This window comes from Streptomyces sp. NPDC053560, assembly GCF_044544605.1.
Taxonomy (GTDB): Bacteria; Actinomycetota; Actinomycetes; order Streptomycetales; family Streptomycetaceae; genus Streptomyces.
Genome location: NZ_JBITXI010000015.1, coordinates 118254 through 139860, shown reverse-complemented (window position 1 = coordinate 139860; position 21607 = coordinate 118254). Strand labels below are relative to the sequence as shown.

The 21607-nt window shown below is 68.9% G+C and carries 21 protein-coding genes and 1 pseudogene; 14 read left to right on the top strand and 8 right to left on the bottom strand.

The window, feature by feature from the left end; translation table 11 throughout:
* Positions 1 to 314: 314 nt before the first annotated feature.
* From ACIGQF_RS31985 to ACIGQF_RS31960, 6 genes are all read left to right on the top strand, one after another.
* Positions 315 to 1136 (top strand): endo alpha-1,4 polygalactosaminidase, encoded by an 822-nt coding sequence (locus ACIGQF_RS31985; RefSeq protein WP_399717564.1) that lies wholly within the window; start codon positions 315 to 317, stop codon positions 1134 to 1136.
* A 180-nt stretch (positions 1137 to 1316) separates the two neighbouring features.
* A complete protein-coding gene (locus tag ACIGQF_RS31980; protein WP_399717561.1) occupies positions 1317 to 2645 on the top strand; it encodes an ABC transporter substrate-binding protein in 1329 nt (442 codons plus the stop codon).
* Between the two features lie 9 nt (positions 2646 to 2654).
* On the top strand, positions 2655 to 3599 hold the full coding sequence (locus tag ACIGQF_RS31975) for a carbohydrate ABC transporter permease (RefSeq protein ID WP_399717558.1): 945 nt from the start codon (positions 2655 to 2657) through the stop codon (positions 3597 to 3599).
* Positions 3596 to 4489 carry a carbohydrate ABC transporter permease gene (locus ACIGQF_RS31970; RefSeq protein ID WP_399717555.1) on the top strand — a complete coding sequence of 298 codons (894 nt, stop codon included), beginning with the start codon at positions 3596 to 3598 and terminating at the stop codon, positions 4487 to 4489. The genes ACIGQF_RS31975 and ACIGQF_RS31970 overlap by 4 nt, the downstream gene beginning before the upstream one ends.
* Positions 4490 to 4534: 45 nt before the next feature.
* Positions 4535 to 5491, top strand: coding sequence for a carbohydrate kinase family protein (locus tag ACIGQF_RS31965; RefSeq protein WP_399717552.1), 957 nt, complete (start codon positions 4535 to 4537; stop codon positions 5489 to 5491).
* On the top strand, positions 5488 to 6798 hold the full coding sequence (locus tag ACIGQF_RS31960) for an alpha-glucosidase/alpha-galactosidase (protein ID WP_399717549.1): 1311 nt from the start codon (positions 5488 to 5490) through the stop codon (positions 6796 to 6798). The genes ACIGQF_RS31965 and ACIGQF_RS31960 overlap by 4 nt, the downstream gene beginning before the upstream one ends.
* 482 nt (positions 6799 to 7280) lie before the next feature.
* On the opposite strand, the gene ACIGQF_RS31955 is transcribed toward ACIGQF_RS31960, so the two are convergent.
* The 4 genes from ACIGQF_RS31955 to ACIGQF_RS31940 form a co-directional block, all read right to left on the bottom strand.
* Complete coding sequence (locus tag ACIGQF_RS31955; protein WP_399717546.1) at positions 7281 to 8168, bottom strand: LLM class F420-dependent oxidoreductase; 888 nt, start codon at positions 8166 to 8168, stop codon at positions 7281 to 7283.
* 171 nt (positions 8169 to 8339) lie between these two features.
* Positions 8340 to 8816 (bottom strand): (2Fe-2S)-binding protein, encoded by a 477-nt coding sequence (locus ACIGQF_RS31950; RefSeq protein WP_399717544.1) that lies wholly within the window; start codon positions 8814 to 8816, stop codon positions 8340 to 8342.
* 10 nt (positions 8817 to 8826) lie between these two features.
* Entirely contained in the window at positions 8827 to 11163 is a 2337-nt protein-coding gene (locus ACIGQF_RS31945; protein WP_399717541.1) for a molybdopterin cofactor-binding domain-containing protein, read from the bottom strand.
* Between the two features lie 187 nt (positions 11164 to 11350).
* Complete coding sequence (locus ACIGQF_RS31940; protein WP_399717539.1) at positions 11351 to 11857, bottom strand: FAD-dependent oxidoreductase; 507 nt, start codon at positions 11855 to 11857, stop codon at positions 11351 to 11353.
* 44 nt (positions 11858 to 11901) lie between these two features.
* Here ACIGQF_RS31940 and ACIGQF_RS31935 point away from each other — a divergent pair, with 44 nt between their 5' ends.
* The 4 genes and pseudogenes from ACIGQF_RS31935 to ACIGQF_RS31920 all read left to right on the top strand — a co-directional run.
* Positions 11902 to 12894, top strand: a complete 993-nt coding sequence (locus tag ACIGQF_RS31935; protein ID WP_399717537.1) for a LacI family DNA-binding transcriptional regulator — start codon at positions 11902 to 11904, stop codon at positions 12892 to 12894.
* 220 nt (positions 12895 to 13114) lie between these two features.
* On the top strand, positions 13115 to 13570 hold the full coding sequence (locus tag ACIGQF_RS31930) for an RpiB/LacA/LacB family sugar-phosphate isomerase (protein ID WP_399717534.1): 456 nt from the start codon (positions 13115 to 13117) through the stop codon (positions 13568 to 13570).
* A gap of 195 nt (positions 13571 to 13765) precedes the next feature.
* Complete coding sequence (locus ACIGQF_RS31925) at positions 13766 to 15145, top strand: MFS transporter (protein ID WP_399717531.1); 1380 nt, start codon at positions 13766 to 13768, stop codon at positions 15143 to 15145.
* Positions 15146 to 15913: 768 nt separating this feature from the next.
* Positions 15914 to 16042, top strand: a pseudogene (locus ACIGQF_RS31920) (DUF1345 domain-containing protein); the annotation flags it as partial.
* On the opposite strand, the gene ACIGQF_RS31915 reads toward ACIGQF_RS31920, so the two are convergent.
* The 4 genes from ACIGQF_RS31915 to ACIGQF_RS31900 all read right to left on the bottom strand — a co-directional run bounded on the left by ACIGQF_RS31915 (position 16032) and on the right by ACIGQF_RS31900 (position 18158).
* Positions 16032 to 16379, bottom strand: coding sequence for a thioesterase family protein (locus ACIGQF_RS31915; RefSeq protein ID WP_399717528.1), 348 nt, complete (start codon positions 16377 to 16379; stop codon positions 16032 to 16034). The pseudogene ACIGQF_RS31920 and the gene ACIGQF_RS31915 sit on opposite strands and share 11 nt — an antisense overlap.
* Positions 16380 to 16559: 180 nt before the next feature.
* The gene (locus tag ACIGQF_RS31910) at positions 16560 to 16739 is read right to left on the bottom strand and encodes a hypothetical protein (protein ID WP_399717526.1); all 180 of its coding nucleotides are present in this window, start codon (positions 16737 to 16739) and stop codon (positions 16560 to 16562) included.
* A 215-nt stretch (positions 16740 to 16954) separates the two neighbouring features.
* Positions 16955 to 17611: an anti-sigma factor domain-containing protein gene (locus tag ACIGQF_RS31905; RefSeq protein ID WP_399717523.1), complete on the bottom strand. Its 657-nt coding sequence runs from the start codon at positions 17609 to 17611 to the stop codon at positions 16955 to 16957.
* Positions 17601 to 18158 carry a sigma-70 family RNA polymerase sigma factor gene (locus ACIGQF_RS31900; protein WP_399717520.1) on the bottom strand — a complete coding sequence of 186 codons (558 nt, stop codon included), beginning with the start codon at positions 18156 to 18158 and terminating at the stop codon, positions 17601 to 17603. Before ACIGQF_RS31900 ends, ACIGQF_RS31905 begins: the two co-directional genes overlap by 11 nt.
* 203 nt (positions 18159 to 18361) lie before the next feature.
* Here ACIGQF_RS31900 and ACIGQF_RS31895 point away from each other — a divergent pair, with 203 nt between their 5' ends.
* From ACIGQF_RS31895 to ACIGQF_RS31880, 4 genes are all read left to right on the top strand, one after another.
* Complete coding sequence (locus ACIGQF_RS31895) at positions 18362 to 18883, top strand: hypothetical protein (protein WP_399717518.1); 522 nt, start codon at positions 18362 to 18364, stop codon at positions 18881 to 18883.
* A 15-nt stretch (positions 18884 to 18898) separates the two neighbouring features.
* A complete protein-coding gene (locus ACIGQF_RS31890) occupies positions 18899 to 20032 on the top strand; it encodes a catalase family peroxidase (protein WP_399717515.1) in 1134 nt (377 codons plus the stop codon).
* A complete protein-coding gene (locus tag ACIGQF_RS31885) occupies positions 20029 to 20661 on the top strand; it encodes a cytochrome b (protein WP_399717512.1) in 633 nt (210 codons plus the stop codon). Before ACIGQF_RS31890 ends, ACIGQF_RS31885 begins: the two co-directional genes overlap by 4 nt.
* A gap of 318 nt (positions 20662 to 20979) precedes the next feature.
* Positions 20980 to 21288 (top strand): hypothetical protein, encoded by a 309-nt coding sequence (locus tag ACIGQF_RS31880; protein ID WP_399717509.1) that lies wholly within the window; start codon positions 20980 to 20982, stop codon positions 21286 to 21288.
* Positions 21289 to 21607: the final 319 nt, after the last annotated feature.

The following is a 21607-nucleotide window of genomic DNA, read 5'->3' as shown; positions in this document are numbered from 1 at the left end:
CCGGCGCGGGGTGAACGGGCCGTCTCGCGGCGGGCGGTGGCCTCCGGGCGAGTCCGGGGCTGCGTGTGGCGAAGAGAAGCCGCGGTGTTGCGTGATGATGCGCGACTCCGTCTGGTATCGCGCAACTTCACGCTCTTGACATGACAGGAAGTGCTCGATTTACTCCGTGTCACGTCGCCGTTCACCGCGCGACGCAGAGGTACGCCTAGCCGGTAGTTGGCACTGCGCACTGCGCCACGAGCCCGGACTGAGTCGCCAGGATCACGGTCCGTGTCCGAGGCGGGGACGTGCCCTCATCACGTGGAGCTCGCCTGATGAGCCTGAACTTCGTTCGTCACCGCAGGTCCCTGGGGCTTGCCGCGGCCGGCGCGGCGACCCTCGCGGCCGCCCTCCTCACACCGGCCATCGCCTCGGCCGGACCGAGCGACGTCACCCTTCCCCCGGCGCACGCCGGGTTCGACTACCAGATCGGCGGCGCGTACACCCCGCCGGCCGGTGTGGATGTGGTGAGCCGGGACCACAGCGCCTCGCCGGCTTCCGGCAAGTACAACATCTGCTACGTCAACGCCTTCCAGGCCCAGCCGGGCGCGGAGAAGGACTGGGACCCGGATCTGCTGTTGCGCGACGCGAACGGTGATGTCGTCTACGACGACAACTGGGGCGAGGCGCTGCTCGACGTGCGCACCGCCGACAAGCGGCAGCGCGTCGCCGCGAAGGTGGGCACCTGGATCGACGGGTGTGCGAGCAAGGGGTTCGACGCGGTGGAGCCCGACAACTTCGACAGCTTCGGCCGCTCGGGCAAGCTGCTCAGCAAGGCGCAGGCGCAGTCCTACATCAAGCTGCTTTCCGCCCACGCCCACGAAAAGGGGCTGGCGATCGCACAGAAGAACACCTCGGAGCTGTCAGGAAACCGGGTCGCCAACGGGCTCGACTTCGCCATCGCCGAGGAGTGCGGCAGATGGGACGAGTGCGACCAGTACACCTCGGCCTTCGGCGACCACGTCATCGTGATCGAGTACACGGCCGACGGCCTCTCGACGGCATGCGAGGGCTGGGGCGACGAGCTGAGCATCGTACGCCGTGACCTGGACGTTTCCCCCGCCGGCAGCAAGGGCTACGTGCGCGAGACCTGCTGAGCAGCTACCGGTCCTGTGGTAGTGGTCCCGGGCGTCCGGGAACGTCCGGGACCGGTGGCACGGCCGGTGACACGGCCGCGGTTCCTGCGGCGTGCGGCGGACAGGGACCGGCCTGCCTGTGGCAGCACCGCTGCGCTGGTTCCCGGCGGATCGCGACGTCCGCTCTTCCTGGAGGTACAGATGGCTGCAGTGTCATCCGCGGTTCCCCGGCCCACGCGCCGCGGCGTCCTGCGAGGCGGCGGTGTGCTGGCACTCTCCGCGGCCGCGGCCACCGTCTCCGGCTGCGCCGCGGACAGCGCGGCCGGAGACGGCGCCGACGGCAGGGTCACCCTGCAGATGTGGCACGGCCAGACCGACACGGCCGCCGCGGTCATCAAGAGGCTGGTCGCCGATTTCGAGCGCGCCCACCCGCACATCAGCATCGACCTCGGCGGCGGAGTCCTGGCGGACGCGATGCTGCAGAAGGTCACGGCCGCCCTCGCCGCAGGCGCCTACCCCGACATCGCGTACATCTTCGGCTCCGACCTCGCCAGCGTTGCCCGCAGTCCACAGGTCATCGACCTGACGTCCATGGTGGAGGACGGGCCGACCCCCTGGAAGAACTACTGGCCCGCGGCGCGCGAGGCGGTCACCGTCAACGGACGGGTCCGGGCCGTACCCGCCGTGCTGGACTCCCTGTCGGTGGTCTGCAACGCCAAGCTCTTCCGTGCGGCCGGGCTCCCGCTGCCCGAGGCCGGCTGGACCTGGCAGGAGTTCGTGGAGACCGCACGCAGACTCACCCACGCCGGGGGCGGCACGTTCGGGACGGGGTGGCCGGGCACCGGCGACGAGGACACCGTGTGGCGCCTGTGGCCGATGATCTGGGACCTCGGCGGCGAGGTGATCGCCGAGGACGGCAAGCACATCGGATTCGCCGAGACCGGTGTGCGGGCGCTGGAGGTCGTCCACGCACTCGCCCGCGACCGCAGCGTCTACATCGACCCCAAGCCCGGCAGCGAGCAGATGTACCAGGTGTTCCTGTCCGGCCGGATGGCCATGGTCCCCACCGGCCCGTGGCAACTCCCCGACATCACCCAGGCCGGGGTCGAATACCACGTGGTGCCGCTGCCCAGCTTCAGCCGGAAGCCGGTGACGATCTCGGGCCCGGACACCTGGACCCTCTTCGACAACGGCAGCGCCCGGGCGGCCGCGGCCCGGACCTTCATCAGCTGGCTGACGCAGCCGGCCCAGGACGTCCGCTGGGACATCCAGGCGGGCAGCCTGCCGCTGAGCCGCCGCAGCCAGACCCTGCCGGCGTGGCAACGGCACGCGCGGGACACTCCCGGGCTGCCGGTGTTCACCAAAGCCGTCGAGACGGCCCGGGTACGGCCCGCACACCCGGCCTACCCGCAGATCTCACAGGCGCTCGGGCAGGCGATCGTCGCCGTACTGCTCGGCAAAAGCACACCGGCCGAGGCGATCCGCTCCTGTGCGCAGGAAGCCAACGCTGCCCTGCTCATCCCGCGCTGAGGAGCCCGTATGCCGTCCCTTCCCTCGCCGATCACTCTGAGCGACGCCGACCGCGGCCGGCGTGCGCTGCGCCGCCGGCGCCGTGGCGAGTCGGCCACCGCCTGGGCCTTCATCTCCCCGGCCGTGCTCATCATCATCGGGCTCAGCGTGGTTCCCGTCGTGTGGTCGCTGCTGCTGTCCTTCCAGGCCAACGACCTCGTCACACCGAGCCGTTGGGTGGGGCTGGACAACTACCGGGCGCTGGCGCAGGACCCGCACTTCGGCCAGGCCGTGCGCAACACCCTGCTGTATACGGTGTTGTACGTGCCGCTCAGCATCGTCTTCGGGCTGGTGCTGGCGCTTGCGCTGAACCGGCGCATCAGATGCGTCGGTGGGTACCGCACACTGATCTTCGTCCCCTTCGTCGTCTCGGCCACCGCGCAGGGAGTGCTGTTCTCCTTCATCCTCGACCCGCAGTTCGGCGCCGCCAACGCGGTACTGCACCACCTGGGCATCTCCCCGCAAGGCTTCCTCACCGACCCCACCCAAGCCCTGCTCGTCCTGGTCGCCATCACCCTGTGGAGCGGAACCGGCTTCTGCGTCGTGGTCTTTCTCGCCGCCCTCCAGGACGTCCCGCTGGAACTTCTGGAGGCGGCCCGGCTCGACGGGGCGGGGCGGGTGAACCTGCTGCGCCACGTCACCCTGCCCACGCTCACGCCCGTCTGTGTGTTCCTGCTGCTGTGGCAGACGATCCAGTCGCTCCAGGTCTTCGACCTGGTCTACGTCACCACCAAGGGCGGCCCGCTCGGCTCGACCACGGTGATCGTCTACTTCATCTGGGAGCAGGCCTTCAAAAGCTTCACCGCCGGCTACGGGGCGGCGGCGGCCTACGTCCTGGCCCTGGCGCTTCTCGTGATCGCCGTCGTGCTGCGCGTGGTACGCGGCCGGGACCGCACCGAAGGAGTCACGTCATGACGGCCACCTCCGCGCCACCGCAGACCGCCTCTCGCTCCGCGACCGAGCCCGGCACGCCGACGGCCCGGTGCCGCCCGCGGCTGCCGTTCAGCATGTGGCACGTGCTGCTCGCGCCGCTTGCACTGCTCTTCGCGGCGCCACTGATCTGGCTGCTGCTCAGCTCCGTGATGACCAACGCGGAGATCAACCGCTTCCCGCCGGCGCTGTGGCCCTCGGGCATCGACCTGGGCGGCTACCGCTACGTCCTGGGCAACGCGATGTTCCCCCGCTGGCTGCTGAACTCGGCCATCGTCTCCGCGGTGGCGGTCGCCTCCAACCTGCTGTTCGGCGCGCTCGGCGGCTACGCGTTCGCCCGCATGCGATTCGCAGGCTCCAGAGCGCTGCTCGTGCTGATGCTCGCCACGATGGCGATCCCGTTCCAGCTGACGATGATCCCCACCTTCCTCGTCATGAAGCGGCTGGGGCTCATCGACACCCTGGGCGCTCTGATCGTGCCCTCCCTCGTCACACCGTTCGCGGTGTTCCTCCTGCGGCAGTTCTTCCTCTCCCTGCCCAAGGAGCTGGAGGAGGCGGCCTGGATCGACGGCTGCTCCCGGCTGCGGGTCCTCTTCCGCATCGTGCTGCCGCTGTCGCGGCCGGCGCTGAGCACCGTCGCCGTACTGACGTTCCTGAGCACCTGGAATGACCTCACCTGGCCGCTGATCGCCATCAACCACGACACCCAATACACCCTCCAGCTGGGCCTGACCACCTTCCAGGGACAGCACCACACCCGCTGGTCCGCCGTGATGGCGGGCAACGTGATCACCGTGCTGCCGGTGCTGCTCGCCTTTCTCGGCGCACAGAAGGCGTTCATCCGGTCCATCACCTCCAGCGGCCTCAAGGGCTGACCGACCACCGCCCGCACACAACGACACGACCTCTGGGAAACCGCGATGCCGCACACCTTCGACCTCCTCGTCATCGGGGACGCCAACCCCGACGTGATCCTCGGTCCACTGACCGCACCGCTCGCCTTCGGCCAGCGCGAGCAACTGGTGGAATCCGGCTCCCTCACCCTCGGTGGCTCAGCCGCGATCATGGCGTGCGGCGCCGCTCGCCTCGGCCTGAGCGTGGCCTTCGCCGGCCGTGTCGGCGAAGACGACGCGGGCCGCTATGTGCGGAACACGCTCGCCGAGCGCGGTGTCAACACCGACTTCCTGCACCTGGACGCGTCCCTGCCGACGCCACTGACCGTGGTGGTGACGCGAGGGGAGGACCGCGCCATCCTCACCTCGCCCGGCACACTGGCCGCCACCACCGGCGACGACGTCCCCGCCCGCCTGCTCATGACCAGCAGGCACGTGCACGCCGCCTCCTACTTCCTGATGCCGCAGCTCGCCAAGAGCCTCCCCGACCTGCTGCGGACCGCCCGCGGCCACGGCGCGGTCACCTCCCTGGACACCAACGACGATCCGTCGGGCCTGTGGGACGCGGACCGTCTCGCCCCGGTCCTCGCCGCGACGGACATCCTGCTGCCCAACGCCTACGAGGCCGGGCGCCTGGCCGGGCCGATAGCCCGCACACCGCAGGCCGCGGCCGAGCACCTCGCGACCCACGGCACGCTCGTCGCGGTCAAGAACGGCGCCGAGGGCGCCCTCTGCCACGACGGCCGCCGGCTCGTCACGGCCGCGGCCCCGCCCGTCACTCCCAAGGACACCGTCGGCGCCGGGGACAGCTTCGACGCCGGATTCGTCGCCGCCACGCTCGCCGGCCTCCCCCTGGAGGACTCCCTGCAGTTCGCCGCCGCCTGCGGTGCCCTGTCCACCCGGGCACACGGTGGCACCCCAGCCCAACCCACATGGGACGAAGCCCTCGCCCATGTCACCCGCAACGGAAAGACCCCGTCATGACCCGTCCCAAGATCGCTTTCATCGGCGCCGGCAGTGTCGTCTTCACCCAGGGCCTGCTCGCGGACCTCTTCGCCTTCGCCGAGCTGAAGAACGCGCACATCGCACTGCACGACATCGACACCGAACGCCTGCGCACCGCAGAGGCCGCCGCACACCACATCGCCGACCATCTGGGCGCGAGCGCGCCGATCACCGCCCACCTGGACCGCCGCGAGGCACTGAACGGCGCCGACTTCGTCATCAACATCGTCCAGGTCGGCATGGGCGAGGCCACCCGCACCGACTTCGAGATCCCCGCGCGCTACGGCCTGCGCCAGACGATCGGCGACACCCTCGGCATCGGAGGCATCTTCCGCGCGCTGCGCACCTTCCCCCACCTTCGGGCACTCGGCGCGGACATCGCAGAACTGTGCCCCGACGCATGGCTGCTGAACTACACCAACCCCATGGCGATGAACATCCAGTACCTGGCCGAGGCCACCGGCCTGACCAAGGTGGTGGGCCTGTGCCACTCGGTGTACTGGACCATCCGCGACCTGTCCGACCTGCTGAAAGTCCCCTACCAGGAGGTCACCTACCGGGCCGCGGGCGTCAACCACCAGGCGTGGATACTGGAATTGCGCCACGGCGAGACCGACCTCTACGCCCGCCTCGACGACCTCATAGCGGCAGACGAGCAGCTGCGCCGCAGGGTCCGGGTCGACATGTACCGCAGGCTGGGCCACTACCCGACCGAGACCAGCGAGCACTCCTCCGAGTACGTGCCCTGGTACCTGCACCACGACAGCGAGATCGAGCGTCTCCGCCTGCCGGTGGGCGCGTACCTCGGCATCGTCGAGGAGAACGTCGCCGCGTACGAGAAAACTCGCGACGCACTGGCCGCCGGCGAGTCACTGACGGTCGAGGGCACCATGGAGTACGCCCCGCAGATCATCCACAGCATCGTCACCGGCACACCCCGGACCGTCTACGGCAACGTGCCCAACCACGGCCTGATCGACAACCTCCCGCGCACCGGGGTGGTGGAGGTGCCGTGCCTCGTCGACGCCTCGGGCGTGCAGCCCACCCGGATCGGATCGCTTCCCCCGCAGCTGGCGGCCCTGAACCGCACGTACCTCAGCATGAACGACCTCGTCGTGCGGGCCGCGGTGGAGAACGAACCGCGCCACATCCGGCACGCGGCCATGACCGACCCGGCCACCGCCGCCACCCTGCCGGTCCAGCGGATCTGGCAGCTCTGCGACGACATGGTCCGCGCCCACGCCGACCGCCTCCAGCCCGCACTGCGAGCAACCCTCGGCAGCTGAACGGCCGTTCCCTCACCCGCTGCCTCGCTCATGGTCGCAAGCAACACTGCCACCACCGCTGCCGGCCGTATCTCGGCCCGGGGTGAGGGCGGTAGGGGACAGGCGACGCGGGTGTCGACGACAGAGCCGTACGGTGACCTCGGGACGGGCCGGCGAATCGGCGTGCGGCGCAACAAGAGCAGACGGCGCGTCCGGCCTCGACCCTGTCCACCGTCGGCTGTTCAGCTTGCCCACGGACCGGGGGACGGTGCCGGCCCCATCGGCCGTGACTGTCCCTGCCCAGCAGCGCGATGTGGTCTCCTGGCCGTCGCCAGGCTGGAGCAGGCCGTTTGTGTGAAGGGCTGAGAGCCGGGACTGTACGTGCCTGGTGGCCCCGGACGGCTTCACGTGTCCGGGGCTACTGGCCTGCCGCATGCCGGCGCATGGGCGGCGGTGTGCCGCCCTTGGCTGCTGGACCCGATGTTCCCCGCGCCGGTAGGTGTTCAGCGGGAGGTCAGTGGCAGTGCCTCCGCCAGTCGTCGCCATTCGGCGCGCGGGATGTCGCCCAGTGGGTCGGCGGTGACGACCTGCAGCGCGACGTGGTTCGCGCCGGCCGTGAGGAACTCCTCGGTGCGTCGGCGGACCGCGTCGACGTCGCCGATGGCGAACAGGGCGTCGATGAGCCGGTCGCTGCCGCCGTCCTTGAAGTCCTCCTCGGAGAAGCCGAGCCGCTGGAGATTGTTGGTGTAGTTGGGCATCGCCAGGTAGAACGAGAGGTAGTTCCGGGCTGTCTGCCGGCCGCGGGCGAGGTCGGTGTCGAGGACGACCTTGTGCTCGGGGGCGAGCGTCGCATGCTCGCCCAGAGTTGCCCGGGCCTGCGCGGTGTATTCGACCGTGACCAGGTACGGGTGCGCGCCCGCAGCCCGGTCATGGGAGAGCTTCAGCATCTTGGGGCCGAGGGCGGCCAGCACCCGTCGGCCGGCCGGTACGGGCACCGGTGCCTCGTCCAGGCCGGTCAGGAAGTCCTTCATGGCGGAGTACGGGCGGGCGTAGGCGTCGGCGAGCTGCGCGTGGCTGACGCCCAGCCCCAGCAGGAAGCGGTGGCCGAAGGCGGCGTCGGCCTCCGCGAACTGCGCGGCGACAGCGGCCGCTTCGTGCTCCCAGATGCTGAGGATGCCGGTGGCGACGCGGAGGTTCCGGGTGGCCTCCAGGGCCGGTACGGCGTTCGCCACGCCCGGATTAGCCCCGAGCCAGAGCGTTCCGTAACCCAGTTCGTCCAGCTCCGCCGCGGCGTCCGCGATCTCCGCACGGCGCGATGCGTCATCCGCGTATCGCGCCCCGTACGCTCCGGTCCAGATACCGATGGTGCCGATGTCTTCAGTGACGGTCATGGTTCGGACAAGGGCATTGGCCCGGCAGCTATTCCCGCGGCCGGCGCCGGGGGAGCGGACCCACTCCAGGCGCTGACCCTGCGCGAGCGTTCGCCCATGCTGAACCCATGTCGCCGAGGCGCGTGCGGAGGTGTTTCCGTCTCCGCGACGCGTCTCGCGTTTCTGGTGCGCCTACATGTGCGCTGCGCCGGCCTTGATCGCTTCGCGGATTCGGGAGTAGGTGCCACAACGGCAGACGTTGCGGATTTCGTCGAGGTCGTCGTCGGTGATTTCCCGGCCTTCGGCGCGGACCTGCTTCACTTTGGCGACGGCCGCCATGATCTGGCCCGGCTGGCAGTAGCCGCACTGCGCCACGTCGTGCTCCAGCCATGCCTCCTGCATGGGGTGGAGGTCGGCGCCCACCGTGTCGGCGAGGCCCTCGATCGTGGTGATCTCGTCGTGCTCGCCGATGTCAGCCACCCGCACCGCGCACGGGTTGAACGCCTTGCCGTTGAAATGCGAGGTACAGGCCTTACAGACGTTGATGCCGCAGCCGTACTTGGGCCCGCGTATGCCGAGAACATCGCGCAGCACCCACAGCACGCGCACGTCGTCGTCCACGTCGACGCTGACCGGCTTCCCGTTGACGACGAAGGTGTGTTTGCTCATCGTGCTCTCCTCAGTAGGTCCAGCTCAGGCCGTCGGTCGGTGACTCGGGTACGGGCGGGATGAACGACTTGATCTCGAAGCCGATGGGGTCGTCGTGGTTGATGGGGAACCTCTTCGGCACCTTTCCCGTGGCCCGCGCGTACGCGCAGGCGACCGCGGCGACGGAGCAGGCCACGCCGGCCTCCCCGGCGCCGCCCGGCTGGTCGCCGCTGGAGGGCATCGCGATCGCGGTGAAGTCGGGCGGGACGTTCCACTGCCGGGTGTAGAAGTAGTTGTCCCAGCTCGCTTCCAGGAAGTGGCCGTCCCGCAGGTGCAGACTGCCGGTCAATGCGAGCGCCAGGCCGTCGGCGAAGCAGCCCATCATCTGTGCCTCCAGACCGCGCGGGTTGATCACCAACCCGGCGTCGATCGCGATGACGGCCTTGGTCACCCGCGGCCCCGCCACACCGTCACGGATCTTCCGGTTCACCGTCTCCGGCCGGCAATCGATCTCGACCAGGCACGCGGTCGCGCCCTTGTACTCCTTGTGGACGGCGATGCCCTGCGCCGTGCCGGCAGGCATCTTCCGTCCCCAGCCGCCGACCTCTGCGGCCTTCCGCAGCACGGCCTTGGTCCGGTCGTTCTTGAGGAATCCGAGCCGGAAGGCGAGCGGGTCCTTGCCCATAGCCTTGGCCAGCATGTCCACCACCAGCTCGTTGGCGCAGGCCACATCGGGGGAGTAGATGTTGCGCATGGAGCCGGTGTTGAAACGCTGGTCGGTTTCGGTGAGCGTCTGGGTGACGACACCGAAGTCGTAGGGCAGCTCCTGGGTGAGTGCGTAAATGGTTTCGGCGAACCCGAGGTTGCCCACCCCGGAGGGCAGTTCGGCCGCGACCGCGGTGATCATCTCGCCCAGGCCGTGCCGGAAAGAGGTCTCCACCGAGGTGTGCCGTTGCTCAAAGGTGAGCACGTTGCCCGCGAGGTACGTTGCCCGGATCCGCGAGGTGGCCATCGGGTGCACCCGGCCCTGGCGCGGCTCGTCGGCCCGGTGCCACATCAGCCGCACCGGCTTGCCCAGCGCCTTCGATGCCCGCGCGGCCTCGACGGCGTGGTCGCCGAACAACTTGTGCCCGAACGACCCGCCGCCGGTGACGACATTGACCTTGACCTTGCTCTGCGGCAGGCCGAGCGCCTCGGCGACCTCGGCCTGGGCGACGATGGGCGCCTTCAGCCCGGCCCAGATCTCGGCTCTGTCGGCGCGCACGTCAGCCACGGCGGCGTACGGCTCGAGTGCCGCGCTGGAGCGGAACATGAACTCGAAGTCGGCGTCGATGTGCCGGGCCAGGACTGGCACTTTCGGTACGGCGAGGGGGAGTTCGGCCTTGCGCAGGCCGGCCAGAATCGACTCGTCGTCCTCGCCCTCCACGCTCCCGGGGCCCCAGTCGACGTCGAGCGCGCGCACCGCGTCGATGCACTGGCCGAACGTCTCCGCGCGGACCGCCACCCCTGTGGTGATCATTGCGACGTCGGTGACACCGGGAAGGGCCAGCACCGCGGCCGCGTTGCGGATCGCCTTCGGGGATCCGTTCAGCGTCGGTGGTCGGCAGATCATGGTGGGCAGGGCGCCGGGGATGTCGAGGTCCATGGCGAACTGCTTCTTGCCGGTGACGATGTCGTGTGCGTCCACCCGGTTCTGCGGCTTGCCGACAACTTCGAAGTCGTTGGTCGGCTTCAGCTGCTCGGGGTCGATCGTCACCTGCTTGGTGTGGTGTGCGGCTGCCTTGGTTGCCAGCTCGCCGTAGGTCGCCGAGGAGCCGTCCGGTGCGGTGATGACACCGGCCTTGGACTTCAGCAGTGCCACCGTCGAGCCGAGCTCGATCGCCGCTGCTTCGAGGAGTTGCAGCTTCGCGATCGCCGCCGCCACCCGCACCGGAGTGAACGTGGAGATGGTGGTGTTGGACCCGCCGGTGAGCTGATTGAAGAGCAGCTCGGGCCGCGCCGGCGCCAGGGTGACCCGTACCTTGTCCACGGGCAGGTCCAGTTCTTCGGCGATGATCATCGCCGTGGAGGTGGTGATGCCCTGACCGACCTCCATCCGCGGCATCGCGAACGACGCGGTGCCGTCGGGCTCGACGGTGATGGTGATCAGCTGCGACGTGGGGCGGGCAGCATCGGTGAGGAGGTCATTGAGGTCGTACAGCTCGGGCGGCTGTGGCGGCGAGGGCACCGCGGCGTACGCCGGGGTGCCGAGCTGGATGTCCGTGGCGACGACCAGGGTGCCGGCCGCGAGGACGTAGCCGAGGAAACCACGGCGGGAGACGCCCCCGCTCGCACTCCCGGATTCAGGCACGGATCGGCTGAAGGTCATGGACCAGCCCTTTCTGATCGCTCATTTCGCTCATGGGGAACCTTCCGTCTTCGGTTACGGTGCGACGCGGCGTGCCAGCTGTTGTACATGTGGTTGATCCACAGCGGGAGGGGTTAAGTCTTGGCGAGGCATTCTTCTGCTCGATAGCCCGGTGGGTCGGCTGCTGGGGGAGCGGCTTCCTCGCGGGTCATGCCGTGTCTGTCTCGCGTCGGGCGGCGGTGCGCGGCAGGCTCTCGATCACTTCGCGAGCCGCACGCTCGCCGGATTGAATGGCGCCCTCGATGTAGCCGGCCGGTTCGCTCGCGGTCTCGAAGCCGCCCCGGTGAATGCCGCCGGACGGCTGGGACGGTATGGGTAGGTATCCGTCGGTCGTTCTTGGGATCGGCAGTGCTGGATAGCCGCCGTCGGCGTGCTTGTCGGGGTGCCACGACTTCTCGTGCCGGCTGACGGGGGCGAGGACCTTGGGTCCGATGTGCGGCGCGAGCGGGCCGAGCAGGACCTGGCGGCGGCCGGCGGTGTCCAGTTGGTCCAGCCCTCTGGCTTCCTGCCCGGCCACGAGGAGGCACAGGTGGCCTGGACCGCCGGGCGGGCTGGTGTCGAACGCCGAGTGCGCTCCGGCTCGCCGGTAGCGGCGGCTCGTAGGAGAGAGGCCTTGTCGATGTGGCGGTTGATGTGCGATGTTGAATTCATTCACGCCATGGAAACGTTTCCATAAGGTTCCACAGAGAGGTGGGGCGGTTGGCCACGATCAAGGACGTCGCGGCACGGGCCGGGGTCTCGCTCGGCACTGCGTCGCGAGTGCTCAGCGGCAGCAGCCAGACCTCGGCCGACTCCCGGTCCCGGGTGCTCACAGCCGCGGCCGAGCTGGGATACGTCGCCAATGGCCCCGCTCGTTCTCTTCGACGGGCCCGGACCGATGTGCTGGGACTGGTCGTCTCGGACATCCGTAACCCGTTCTTCTCCGAGCTGGCTCACGCCGCCGAGCAGGAGGCGCGCAGCCACGGCTACACCGTGCTGCTGGCCAACGCCAATGAGGACGCCGAGCAGGCTGACACATACCTTCAGACTTTCGCCGGTCAGCGCGTCGACGGCCTTCTCTTCTCGCCGCAGAGCACCCTCTCGCCACGGCTCGCGGCAACCGCCGCCTCCGGACTGCCGCTCGTATTCCTCAACCGGACGGTCGAGGGCATCGATGCCCCGCTGTACGGCACGGACAACGCCCAGGGCGTCGAGCAGGTGCTCACCTGGCTGCAGCGCCGAGGGCATCGCGATGTCGTTTTCATCGGCGGACCCGAGGAAATCTCCACCGGAGCGGAGCGCCGAGCCGCCTACCTCGCCGGGCGCCAGGCGTACGGCATCAGCACGGACGACAGACTGCTCGATGCCGGAGACTTCCTCGCCGACGGAGCGGCCGAGGCCATGTACCGCATCCTGGACCGCGGCATCACCTTCACCGCGGTGTTCGGTGCGAACGGCCTCACGACCCTGGGCGCCGTGCGCGCACTGCGCGAGCGGCTCGGCACGGAGCAGGCCGGCCGCATCGAAATCGTCTCCTTCGATGACCTCGACTGGTTCGAGTTCGCTTCGCCGCCCATCAGCGCGGTCCGCAACGACGCATCGTCCATCGGGCGACTCGGTGTACGTGGGCTCGTCGACCTCATCGCCGGCCGCCCCGCATCCGGCCGACGCGTCCCCACCTCCTTCATCGACCGGGCCGCGGACGGCAGCTGATGCGCCACCAGGTCGCCGTCGCGGGCACGGGGGCCCCGCGCACCGGCCTCGTTGGCGGACCGCCGGATGTTCGCCAAGCCGCGGTGCGCCCGGCCATGGCGGTCGTACGCCATACCACGGTGTGCGGCTGACGCTGTCCACCCTTGCCACACCCGGCTCGCCTGAATGTCCAGAACCTCAGCCCCAGCCCCAGACCACCTTCAACCTCAAGGAGCAGCCGATGAAGGTCGCCCTCGGCGCCGACCATGCCGGATACGGACTCAAGGACACCGTTCGCCAAGCCATTGAGTCCCTGGGGCACGAGGTGATCGACTGCGGCACCCACAGCGCCGACCCTGTCGATTTCCCCGACATCACCCGCACTACTTGCGAGGCTGTGCTCTCCGGCTCCGCCGACCGGGCCCTACTTGTGTGCGGCACCGGCCAGGGAGCAGTCATGGCTGCCAACAAGCTCCCCGGAGTCCGCTGCGGTCTCGCCCACGAGCCCTACTCCGCCCACCAGGCCGTTGAGCACGACGACGCCAACGCCATCGCCATGGGCGCCTGGCTGGTCCCTCATGCGCTCGTGCCCGACATCGTCCGTGAGTTCCTCGGCGCCGCCTTCGACAACGACGAAAACACCCGCAGGCGGGTTGCCAAACTCAACGCCCTCGACGCCTTGGTTCCGACTTCCTGACCCGCTGACCCAGCACCCCGGTCAGCGGTTGAACCACCGCTGACCCCGAACGCCCTGCCATGCACAGCGCCGGGCGCTTCCTCGACATGCCCAAAACACCTTCAGCCAAGGGGTTTGGCCACCTGCCCCACGGCCCTCACAGCCTCACTCCGTAGACGCCGACATCTTTCCGGCGAACTATCAAGGAGATCAGCCATGTCCATCAGCGCCACGGCCGAACGGCGAAGCGCTCTCGGCTCCAAGGACCGCGTGAAGACCGCGGTAGCCGCAGCCTTCGGCACCAGCGTCGAGAACTACGACTTCATCGCCTACGGCACCGCCTCCGCGCTCTACTTCAGTGCAGTCTTCTTCCCCGAGAGCGACCGGCTCGTCGGCACCCTGCTCTCCTTCGCCACCCTCGCTGTCGGCTTCGTCATGCGCCCGCTCGGGGGCGCGATCGGCGGATACTTCGCGGACAAGCTCGGCCGCAAACCCGTCCTCGTGGCAGCGATGACCGTCATGGGCGCCGCCACGTTCCTCATCGGCGCACTACCGACATACGAACAGGTCGGGGTGCTTGCCCCCATCCTGCTCGTGGCCATTCGCATGGTCCAAGGCCTGGCATTCGGCGCCGAATGGGGCGGGGCGATCACGATGGCTTACGAGCACGCACCCTGGCACCGCCGCGGCATGTTCGCAGCCATTCCCCAGTCCGGTAACCCACTGGGTATTGCCCTGGCCAGCGGCGTGTTCGCATGGAGCGACACTCTCCACGGCAGCTGGCAGTGGAGGGCGCCCTTCTTGCTCAGCGCCGTCCTTGTAGTCGTCGCGTTGATCGTCCGCTCTCGGCTCTCCGAATCCCCCGAGTTCCAGGAGGCCCAGGCCAGCGGTACGACGGAGAAGAACCCGCTCCGCGCGACCCTGGCAGCCGACTGGCAGGGAATCCTGCGGGTGATCGCCCTGCGCGTCGTCGAATCCTTCGCCTACTACTCCACCGCGACCTACCTGCTCAGCTACGTCACCGAACGCAACCCGGAGCTTCGCCCCGTCGCTCTCGCCGCGATCACTGCCGCCAGCATTCTGGCCATCGCCGTCACCTTCCTCGCCGGGGCCCTCACCGACCGCATCGGACGCCGGCCCCTCTACATCACCGCCTGCACGGCGGCAGTCCTCTTCGCGTTCCCGATGTATCTGCTCACCAACTCGGCGCAGCCAGTTCTGGTCGCGATGGTGTTCATCATCGGCATCGGACTCATTCACGCATCGCTGACCGGTACCCAGGGCTCCCTGCTCACCGAGCAGTTCCGCACCGCGACTCGCACTTCGGGAGCCTCGCTCGGCTACCAAATCGCGGCAGCCATCGGCGGATTCGCCCCTCTTCTCGCTGCCGCTCTTGTGGGAGCCTTCGGCTGGCCCGGCGCCGCGCTGCTCTACCTCGGCGCGGCGATCATCGGACTGGTCGGCATCCTGGCCACAAGGGAGACCTGGGGACGTGATGAGCGCGAGCGTGTACGCGGTCTCGTCGCGGAGGAGCGCCATATCCTGAACACCTCAAAGACACTCGAAACTGGTCCGGCAGCGTCCCCGTCGCAGTGAGCTCACCACCCCCGAATGCGGCTACCGATAGAGAGCGATGATCTCGACTTCGGCGTTTCACCGCGCGAAAGCGGCGTTTGGACGCATACCCGGGACGTCTCGGCGAAGGTGAATCGGGAGTCCACCTGGATGGTCCGCCCGTCTTTGAACAGGGCACCGTAGACGACGCGCAAGGCGCCGGTACGCCGGTAGCCTCCAGCAGGCGGTGCTTTGCTGTCCGCGGGGCGGAGACTCCGAGCGGCCGGACGGATTCTGACGCTCACTGCCGACCTTCCGAGCGACCGCACGACTACCCGTCTGCGGGTGGTGCTGGACAAGCTCTCGGAGTACCAGGACGTACGCGAGGTGGCCGGGGTACTGACCGAAGCACGGTCCGCCTGAAGCCTTCCCCCGGCTTGCACTGACCGGGGCCCGACCTTTCCCTACGACGCGAGTACGGGGCTGTACGGGCCTCTCAGGCGGGCAGGAAGCTCACCACAGACATTCCTGTACGTCTTCCAGTTCAAGACTCAGCGGGAGGTGAGGGTTGCGGCCGGTGAAGTGCACGCGGTAGCCCCCGCCTTGGAAGAGTTTGTGCAGAAGTACGGCGCGACCGATCTCAAGCTGATTCCGCGTGGGGATTGATGTCAGCACCTACGCCGACGCTCCCTGGGCTCCGCGTCACTCCTGCTCGACTACCTGTCTGATGGAGTGGGCTGCTCAGGACGCCTACTGGGGAGACGTAGCGCTCCGTAAGCGCACGTAGAAACTAGACCATGACCTACCTGGTCCGACACCGATGTCTTCAGCTCCGCGATCAGCGCGATGGCACTGCGGCACTGCCTGCTGTCCTACGTTTTCGGCACCAGCGTCCTGGCCACCGCCATCAACCTCGTCGCCGGAATCGTCACCGGCTGAGGAACCGCTCTCGATCGACGATTGCACGGTCGATCTCGCCCGAGGCGACCAGGTCGCCCGAGTCGTCGACCGCTTGCACGCGGAAGGTCAGCCGTCGGCCGGAAGCGGCGGCCGGCGGCTCGGTGACGATCTCCACCTTGCCACCCACCCGCGTGGCACGCGTGTGCTCGATACGGACCGCGGTGCCCACGGTCGTCTGGCCCGTTCCGGTGAACTGTTCGGCGGCACGCACGGTGGCCGCCTCCATCCAGGCGATGAGCCGCGGCGTGGCGAGCACCGGCACATCGCCGCTGCCCACCGCCACCGCGGTGTCTACGTCGGTCACTTCATGGCGCATGCCCCCACGCTAACCCGGCGGCCACGCGAAAAGACCGCGCGCCACTGCCGGCGCGTGAGGTCGGCCTAGCTGAGTTGGTAGAGCTGAGGAGTTCGAGAGCACGGAACGTCCGGCCGACATGCGGTGACATGCGCTTCGTTCCGGGGGCGGCAGACGGAAACCGTCAATGGTCTTGAGAGCTCACCGGCCGGTGGAGAGCATCCATATCGCGGTGGCCATGAACGCGATGCCACCCACGCAGCTGGCGACGAGGTGCCCCACGCGTTTGAAGGAGATATCGAGGCGTGCGGGTCTGCGACCCATCAGTAGAAACAGCACCGCCAACCACAACACGGTCGCCTCCTTTCCTTCGCGTTCCACGGCTCTTCATACGTCTCCTGTGCCGAGGGGGAACGATGCAAGGCGTGGCTGTGGTCCTGAGTGGGGTCTGGCCTGCGGCGGAGGGCTCGGCTGCACACGTGCCCCGAGGGTGCGTGGCATCGTGCGACAAGGCATGACAGATCGCTCCGCCGAGGCCGACCGCGGCGAAACGTCGGCCCAGCGGGACTCGCGACCCAGCGACTACAGGCGCGCGCCTACGAGCGCAGTGGTGCCCGCAGCAGGGGGCGCTGGTCGGTCGGGGTGCTGATGCCCAGAGCCATGGCGTCGGTCATGGGCAGGCCCACGGCCAGCTGCATCGACATGGTGCGGGTGCCGCCTGCGATGAAGCTGCCGGCGGGCATCCGGCTGCCGTCGCGCTGTTCCAGCCAGACCATGTAGCGCTTGCCCTGCGGCAGGCCAGCGATGTCGAGGTGCACCATCGTGCCCCACCCCTTGCCCTCGACCGCCGCCGACGCCTGTACGCCCGTGGGCTGGGAGGTGAAGGAGACGGGCCGGCCGCCGGGCGAGGCGACCTCGTGAGCGACCACCGCTCCTGCCCCGAGGCACACTGCGAGCACGGCGGCCGCGAGCATGAGGGCCCTGGGGCGACGGCTTTGGGTCCGGGCCTTGGCGATCTCCGTGAAGATGGCGGTTTGCAGGGAGGCGGGCGGAGCCGGGGACGGCTCGGCGACCCGGTCGGGGTCGGCCTGGCCCAGTGCGGCGGCCACGCCGCACAGTTCGCGCAGTTCGGCGCGGCAGTCCGGGCAGCCGTCGAGGTGCGCCTGCACCGCCACGGACTGTGCGGCATCCAGCCTCCCGAGGGAGTACATGCCGAGCAGGGTCCGGTTGTGCCGACACTGGTCAGTGTTCACCCTGCCACCCCATTTCCTCCATGACGAGTTTGAGTGCTTTGAGCGCGTAGTAGACGCGGCTGCGGACAGTGCCTTCCGGGATGCCCAGCTGATCCGCCACTTCGGCGGCGGGCCGATCGCGCAGATGAACTTCCACGAGGACCAGACGGTGCTGGTCGGAGAGCCTGCGCAGGGCCTCCTCCACCTGGAGCCCGACCAGCAACTGCTCCAGCGGTTCGTGGACCGGGGTGTCGGCCGGAGGGGTGTCCTTCGGGTCGGTGTCCGCGGACCGGGGCCGGACAGCGCTGGCCCGGTGTGTGTCGATGACGATGTTGCGGCAGATCGAGAAGAGCCAGGTGCGCAACGATGCCGTCGCCGGCTCGTACCGGTCGGCGGACCGCCAGGCCCGCAGGAACGTCTCTTGCACGACCTCCTCGGCCACCCCCGCATCGCTCAGCGAGCGACGGGCGAAGGCGAACAGCTCCTCGGCGTGTTCCTTGTATGCCTCGCGCAGCACCACTTCGTCGTCGAGCCGACCTCTTCGCTTGCGCGGCACCGGCCGCAGCATGGCACCACCTCCCAGCACGTCGTCACAGCGCCAAAACCCCGATCTCGCAGGGGTATACGAGCTGGGCCGCCGAAAGCTTCACCACAGCGACCGCTTCCGCCCCTGTGACATGTCACACACCCGGCGCTGGTGAAGGTGTGCCGCGCAGGGCCCGTATCCCCCATTGGCTACTCGTCTTCAACAGGTACGAACGGAGAGTTGCGATGCTCAGCGGGACGGTCATGGCGATGGTGGGCAGGCGGACAGGCGTGGCCCTGGCGACGGCGGTCGGCGGGGCCCTTTTGCTGTCGGCCTGCGGCGGTGGCGGGCCTCAGGAAGGGCAGAAGCAGGACGACAGGGCCGCGGGAAAGCCCTCGGCCTCGGAGACAGCCGGCGGCGACACCCGGCAGACCGAACTGGCCTCCAGGAAGACCGACCTCGGCACAGTACTGACCGACGGCAAGGGCTTCACTCTCTACACCTTCGACAACGACTCCGACGGCAAATCGGCGTGTGCCGGAAAGTGCGCCGACCTGTGGCCGCCGACGGCCGGGACGCCGCACCCCGCCGAGGGAGCGGAACTTCCCGGCAAGCTCGGACACTTCGAGCGCGCGGACGGCACCGTCCAGGTCTCCTACAACGCGAAGCCGGTGTACCGCTTCGCGAAGGACACCAAGCCCGGCCGGACCACCGGCGACGGCGTCAAGGGCGTCTGGCACGCCGTGAAGCTCGACTCCGGCAAGTGACGGGGGAGGAGGGGAATGAACGAGGACAACGGGGCGGCGACGCCCCCTCCCTCACTCCGGCCGGCCCCGGCGCCTGCCCTGAGCCGGCGCGCTCTGCTCGGGCTCGCCGCCACCGTCGGCGTCGGCGCGGCGAATGTGGGCGCCTTCGCGTACGCCGCCGACCTGCTCCCTGAGGACAGACTGACCCCAGCGCGCTTCGTCGACCGCTTCGAGCGCGTCGCCGGCAAGCACACCGGCTTCCGGCGCAACCACGCCAAGGGCGTGAGCGTCTCCGGGCACTTCGTCGCCCGCGGCGGGCGCGAAGTGTCGAAGGCCTCGGTGTTCGAGTCCGGGCGGACCACCCCCGTGACGGGGCGGTTCTCCCTCTCCGGCGGCGCGCCGGACGTCGCCGACGCCAGCCCCCTGGCACGAGGGCTGGGCCTGCTCTTCGACCTGCCAGGCGGAGAGCAGTGGCGCACGGCCATGATCAACACTCCGGTCTTCCTCGACAGCACACCCCAGGGCTTCTACGACCGGATCCTCGCGGCCAAGCCAGTGCCCGCCACGGGAAAGCCCGACCCGCGCAAGATGGCCGACTTCCTCGCCGCACACCCCGAGACGGCCGCGGCGATGGCGTACAACAAGAAGCACCCGCCCACCTCAGGCTTCGACGACAGCACCTTCTACGGCCTGAACGCCTTCCGCTTCACCAACGCGGCGGGCACCACCGTCCCCGTGCGCTGGTCGCTGACGCCGTTGCAGCCGGTCAGACCGGCCAAGACGGGCGACGGGAACGGTGCGGGCACGGCGATAGGCAAGAACCACCTGTTCGACACGCTGATCGCCAAGCTTGCCGAAGGGCCGCTGCGCTGGCGGCTGATGCTGACGGTCGGGCACGCCGACGACCCCACGCACGACGCCACCCGGCCCTGGCCCGCCGCCCGCAGGAAGCTCGACGCCGGGACGCTGACGCTGGACGCGGTACACACCGAGGCCGAGGGAAACAGCCGCGACGTCAACTTCGACCCGCTCGTCCTGCCGGACGGAATCGCCGGATCCGACGATCCACTGCTCAGCGCCCGCTCGGCGGTCTACTCCCAGTCCTACAAGCGCCGCGCAGGCGAGCCCAAGCAGCCCAGCCCCGTCGACGTCACCAAGGTGCTGCAGTGAACACACCCACAAACAACGAGAAACACCCCCATGTCGTCGGAAACACACGAGCGAAGACGACGGAGCGCGGCCGGGGCGAGACGGCGGCCCCGCCGAGGTTCACCCTGTTCTCGCGCCTGCTGCACTGGGCGATGGCGGCGGCGGTGATCGCCATGCTGTTCATCGGGGCCGCCATGGTGACTTCCCCCGCCCACTACGCCGAACTGCGCTCCCTCCACCAGCCACTCGGAACGCTGATCCTCGCCCTCGTCGTACTCCGTTTCATCAACCGGCTTCTGCACAGGCCACCGCCCCACCCCCCGAGCATGGGCCCATGGGAACGGATCGCGGCGTCCGGCTCCGAATGCCTCATGTACGCCCTGATGTTCGCGCAGCCGCTCGTCGGCTGGGGCATGGTGTCGGCGGCCGGCACACCCGTCGAGCTGTGGGGACCACTGCGCCTTCCGGCACTGCTCCCCGCCGACCAGGGTCTGTATGCGGTGCTGCGGGAGACGCACACACTCCTGGCGTACCTGCTGTTCGCGCTCTTCACCGCACACATGTGCGCGGTGCTCTTCCACACACTCGTCACACGCGACAGGCTGCTCAGCCGCATGGGATTCGGAAGCTCCACTCGACCGGACGAATGACCTGGACGGGGCGGGGCCCACGGCGGCGCTCCCGCCGCGTCGCACGCTGGCCGGCGAAGGAGGCCGTCGGCAGGCCCTCCGCGGTGGCGCCGGACCGTAGGGTCCCAGATGCACCACTCGCGGCCCTTCCACCGGTTTTCCGAATACCGAGGAGAGTGAAGGTCGCTCCGAGCGGTCCTCGAAAAGGGGAGGAACCAGTCGTCCGGAAAGGATTCACTCACAGGGGTGGTTGCCCAGAGCGTCGGATTGTCGATCACTCAAACGGCGCATTGCTCCGTCGCGGCACCTCTTCCATCTGCTTCGACAGAAAGAAATCCCATGCAACGACGCCTCGCCACGACGCTCGCAACGCTCGGCACGACAGCAGTGCTTGCCCTGGCCTTACCTGGATCCGCATACGCGGCGCAGGGAACCCTGGTCGTTGACAGCCCACTCGGTCACCGCGAGTACGTGAACCCCACTGGTTGTATCGCCGTCACATCAAGCGCGCTTGCCCTGGACATCACCAACAACACAAGCGGTACGGCTCTGGTATTCGCCCTGCCGGATTGCGCGGGCCCTGCGGCTACCGGCATCGAGCCTGGGGACTCGGACACTTTCGTCGGAATCAGCATCAAGGTCGTCTGACACGCTCCTGCCATGACCGTATTGGGGGGCGGGGGGCGGGGGGCGGGGGGCGGGGTGCTGGCGCTGCGGCATCCGCTTGCACGCCGCCACCCTGCCCAGGGGCGGCGTTGATGCGCATCGCACGCCTTGGCTCGCTCCCCGGACGCCAAGCGCTGCACGGTTCCTTTCTTCTCTGATTGCAGTGGGCAATGGTGTCCGGGGCCGGCCCCGGACCGTCGGTCAGCTCTGGGCCGGCAAGGGGGTTCGGTACAGCGTATTGCCGGATGTCACCCCATAAACAGACTCGCCGATGACGATCGGTGCGGGGGCATAGTGCTGG

Bases quoted from the DNA above. Each gene is read 5' to 3' on its own strand.
- ACIGQF_RS31985 (WP_399717564.1), top strand. From the start codon at position 315: ATGAGCCTGAACTTCGTTCGTCACCGCAGGTCCCTGGGGCTTGCCGCG.
- ACIGQF_RS31980 (WP_399717561.1), top strand. From the start codon at position 1,317: ATGGCTGCAGTGTCATCCGCGGTTCCCCGGCCCACGCGCCGCGGCGTC.
- ACIGQF_RS31975 (WP_399717558.1), top strand. From the start codon at position 2,655: ATGCCGTCCCTTCCCTCGCCGATCACTCTGAGCGACGCCGACCGCGGC.
- ACIGQF_RS31970 (WP_399717555.1), top strand. From the start codon at position 3,596: ATGACGGCCACCTCCGCGCCACCGCAGACCGCCTCTCGCTCCGCGACC.
- ACIGQF_RS31965 (WP_399717552.1), top strand. From the start codon at position 4,535: ATGCCGCACACCTTCGACCTCCTCGTCATCGGGGACGCCAACCCCGAC.
- ACIGQF_RS31960 (WP_399717549.1), top strand. From the start codon at position 5,488: ATGACCCGTCCCAAGATCGCTTTCATCGGCGCCGGCAGTGTCGTCTTC.
- ACIGQF_RS31955 (WP_399717546.1), bottom strand. From the start codon at position 8,168: ATGACCGTCACTGAAGACATCGGCACCATCGGTATCTGGACCGGAGCG.
- ACIGQF_RS31950 (WP_399717544.1), bottom strand. From the start codon at position 8,816: ATGAGCAAACACACCTTCGTCGTCAACGGGAAGCCGGTCAGCGTCGAC.
- ACIGQF_RS31945 (WP_399717541.1), bottom strand. From the start codon at position 11,163: ATGACCTTCAGCCGATCCGTGCCTGAATCCGGGAGTGCGAGCGGGGGC.
- ACIGQF_RS31930 (WP_399717534.1), top strand. From the start codon at position 13,115: ATGAAGGTCGCCCTCGGCGCCGACCATGCCGGATACGGACTCAAGGAC.
- ACIGQF_RS31925 (WP_399717531.1), top strand. From the start codon at position 13,766: ATGTCCATCAGCGCCACGGCCGAACGGCGAAGCGCTCTCGGCTCCAAG.
- ACIGQF_RS31915 (WP_399717528.1), bottom strand. From the start codon at position 16,379: ATGCGCCATGAAGTGACCGACGTAGACACCGCGGTGGCGGTGGGCAGC.
- ACIGQF_RS31900 (WP_399717520.1), bottom strand. From the start codon at position 18,158: ATGCTGCGGCCGGTGCCGCGCAAGCGAAGAGGTCGGCTCGACGACGAA.
- ACIGQF_RS31895 (WP_399717518.1), top strand. From the start codon at position 18,362: ATGCTCAGCGGGACGGTCATGGCGATGGTGGGCAGGCGGACAGGCGTG.
- ACIGQF_RS31890 (WP_399717515.1), top strand. From the start codon at position 18,899: ATGAACGAGGACAACGGGGCGGCGACGCCCCCTCCCTCACTCCGGCCG.
- ACIGQF_RS31880 (WP_399717509.1), top strand. From the start codon at position 20,980: ATGCAACGACGCCTCGCCACGACGCTCGCAACGCTCGGCACGACAGCA.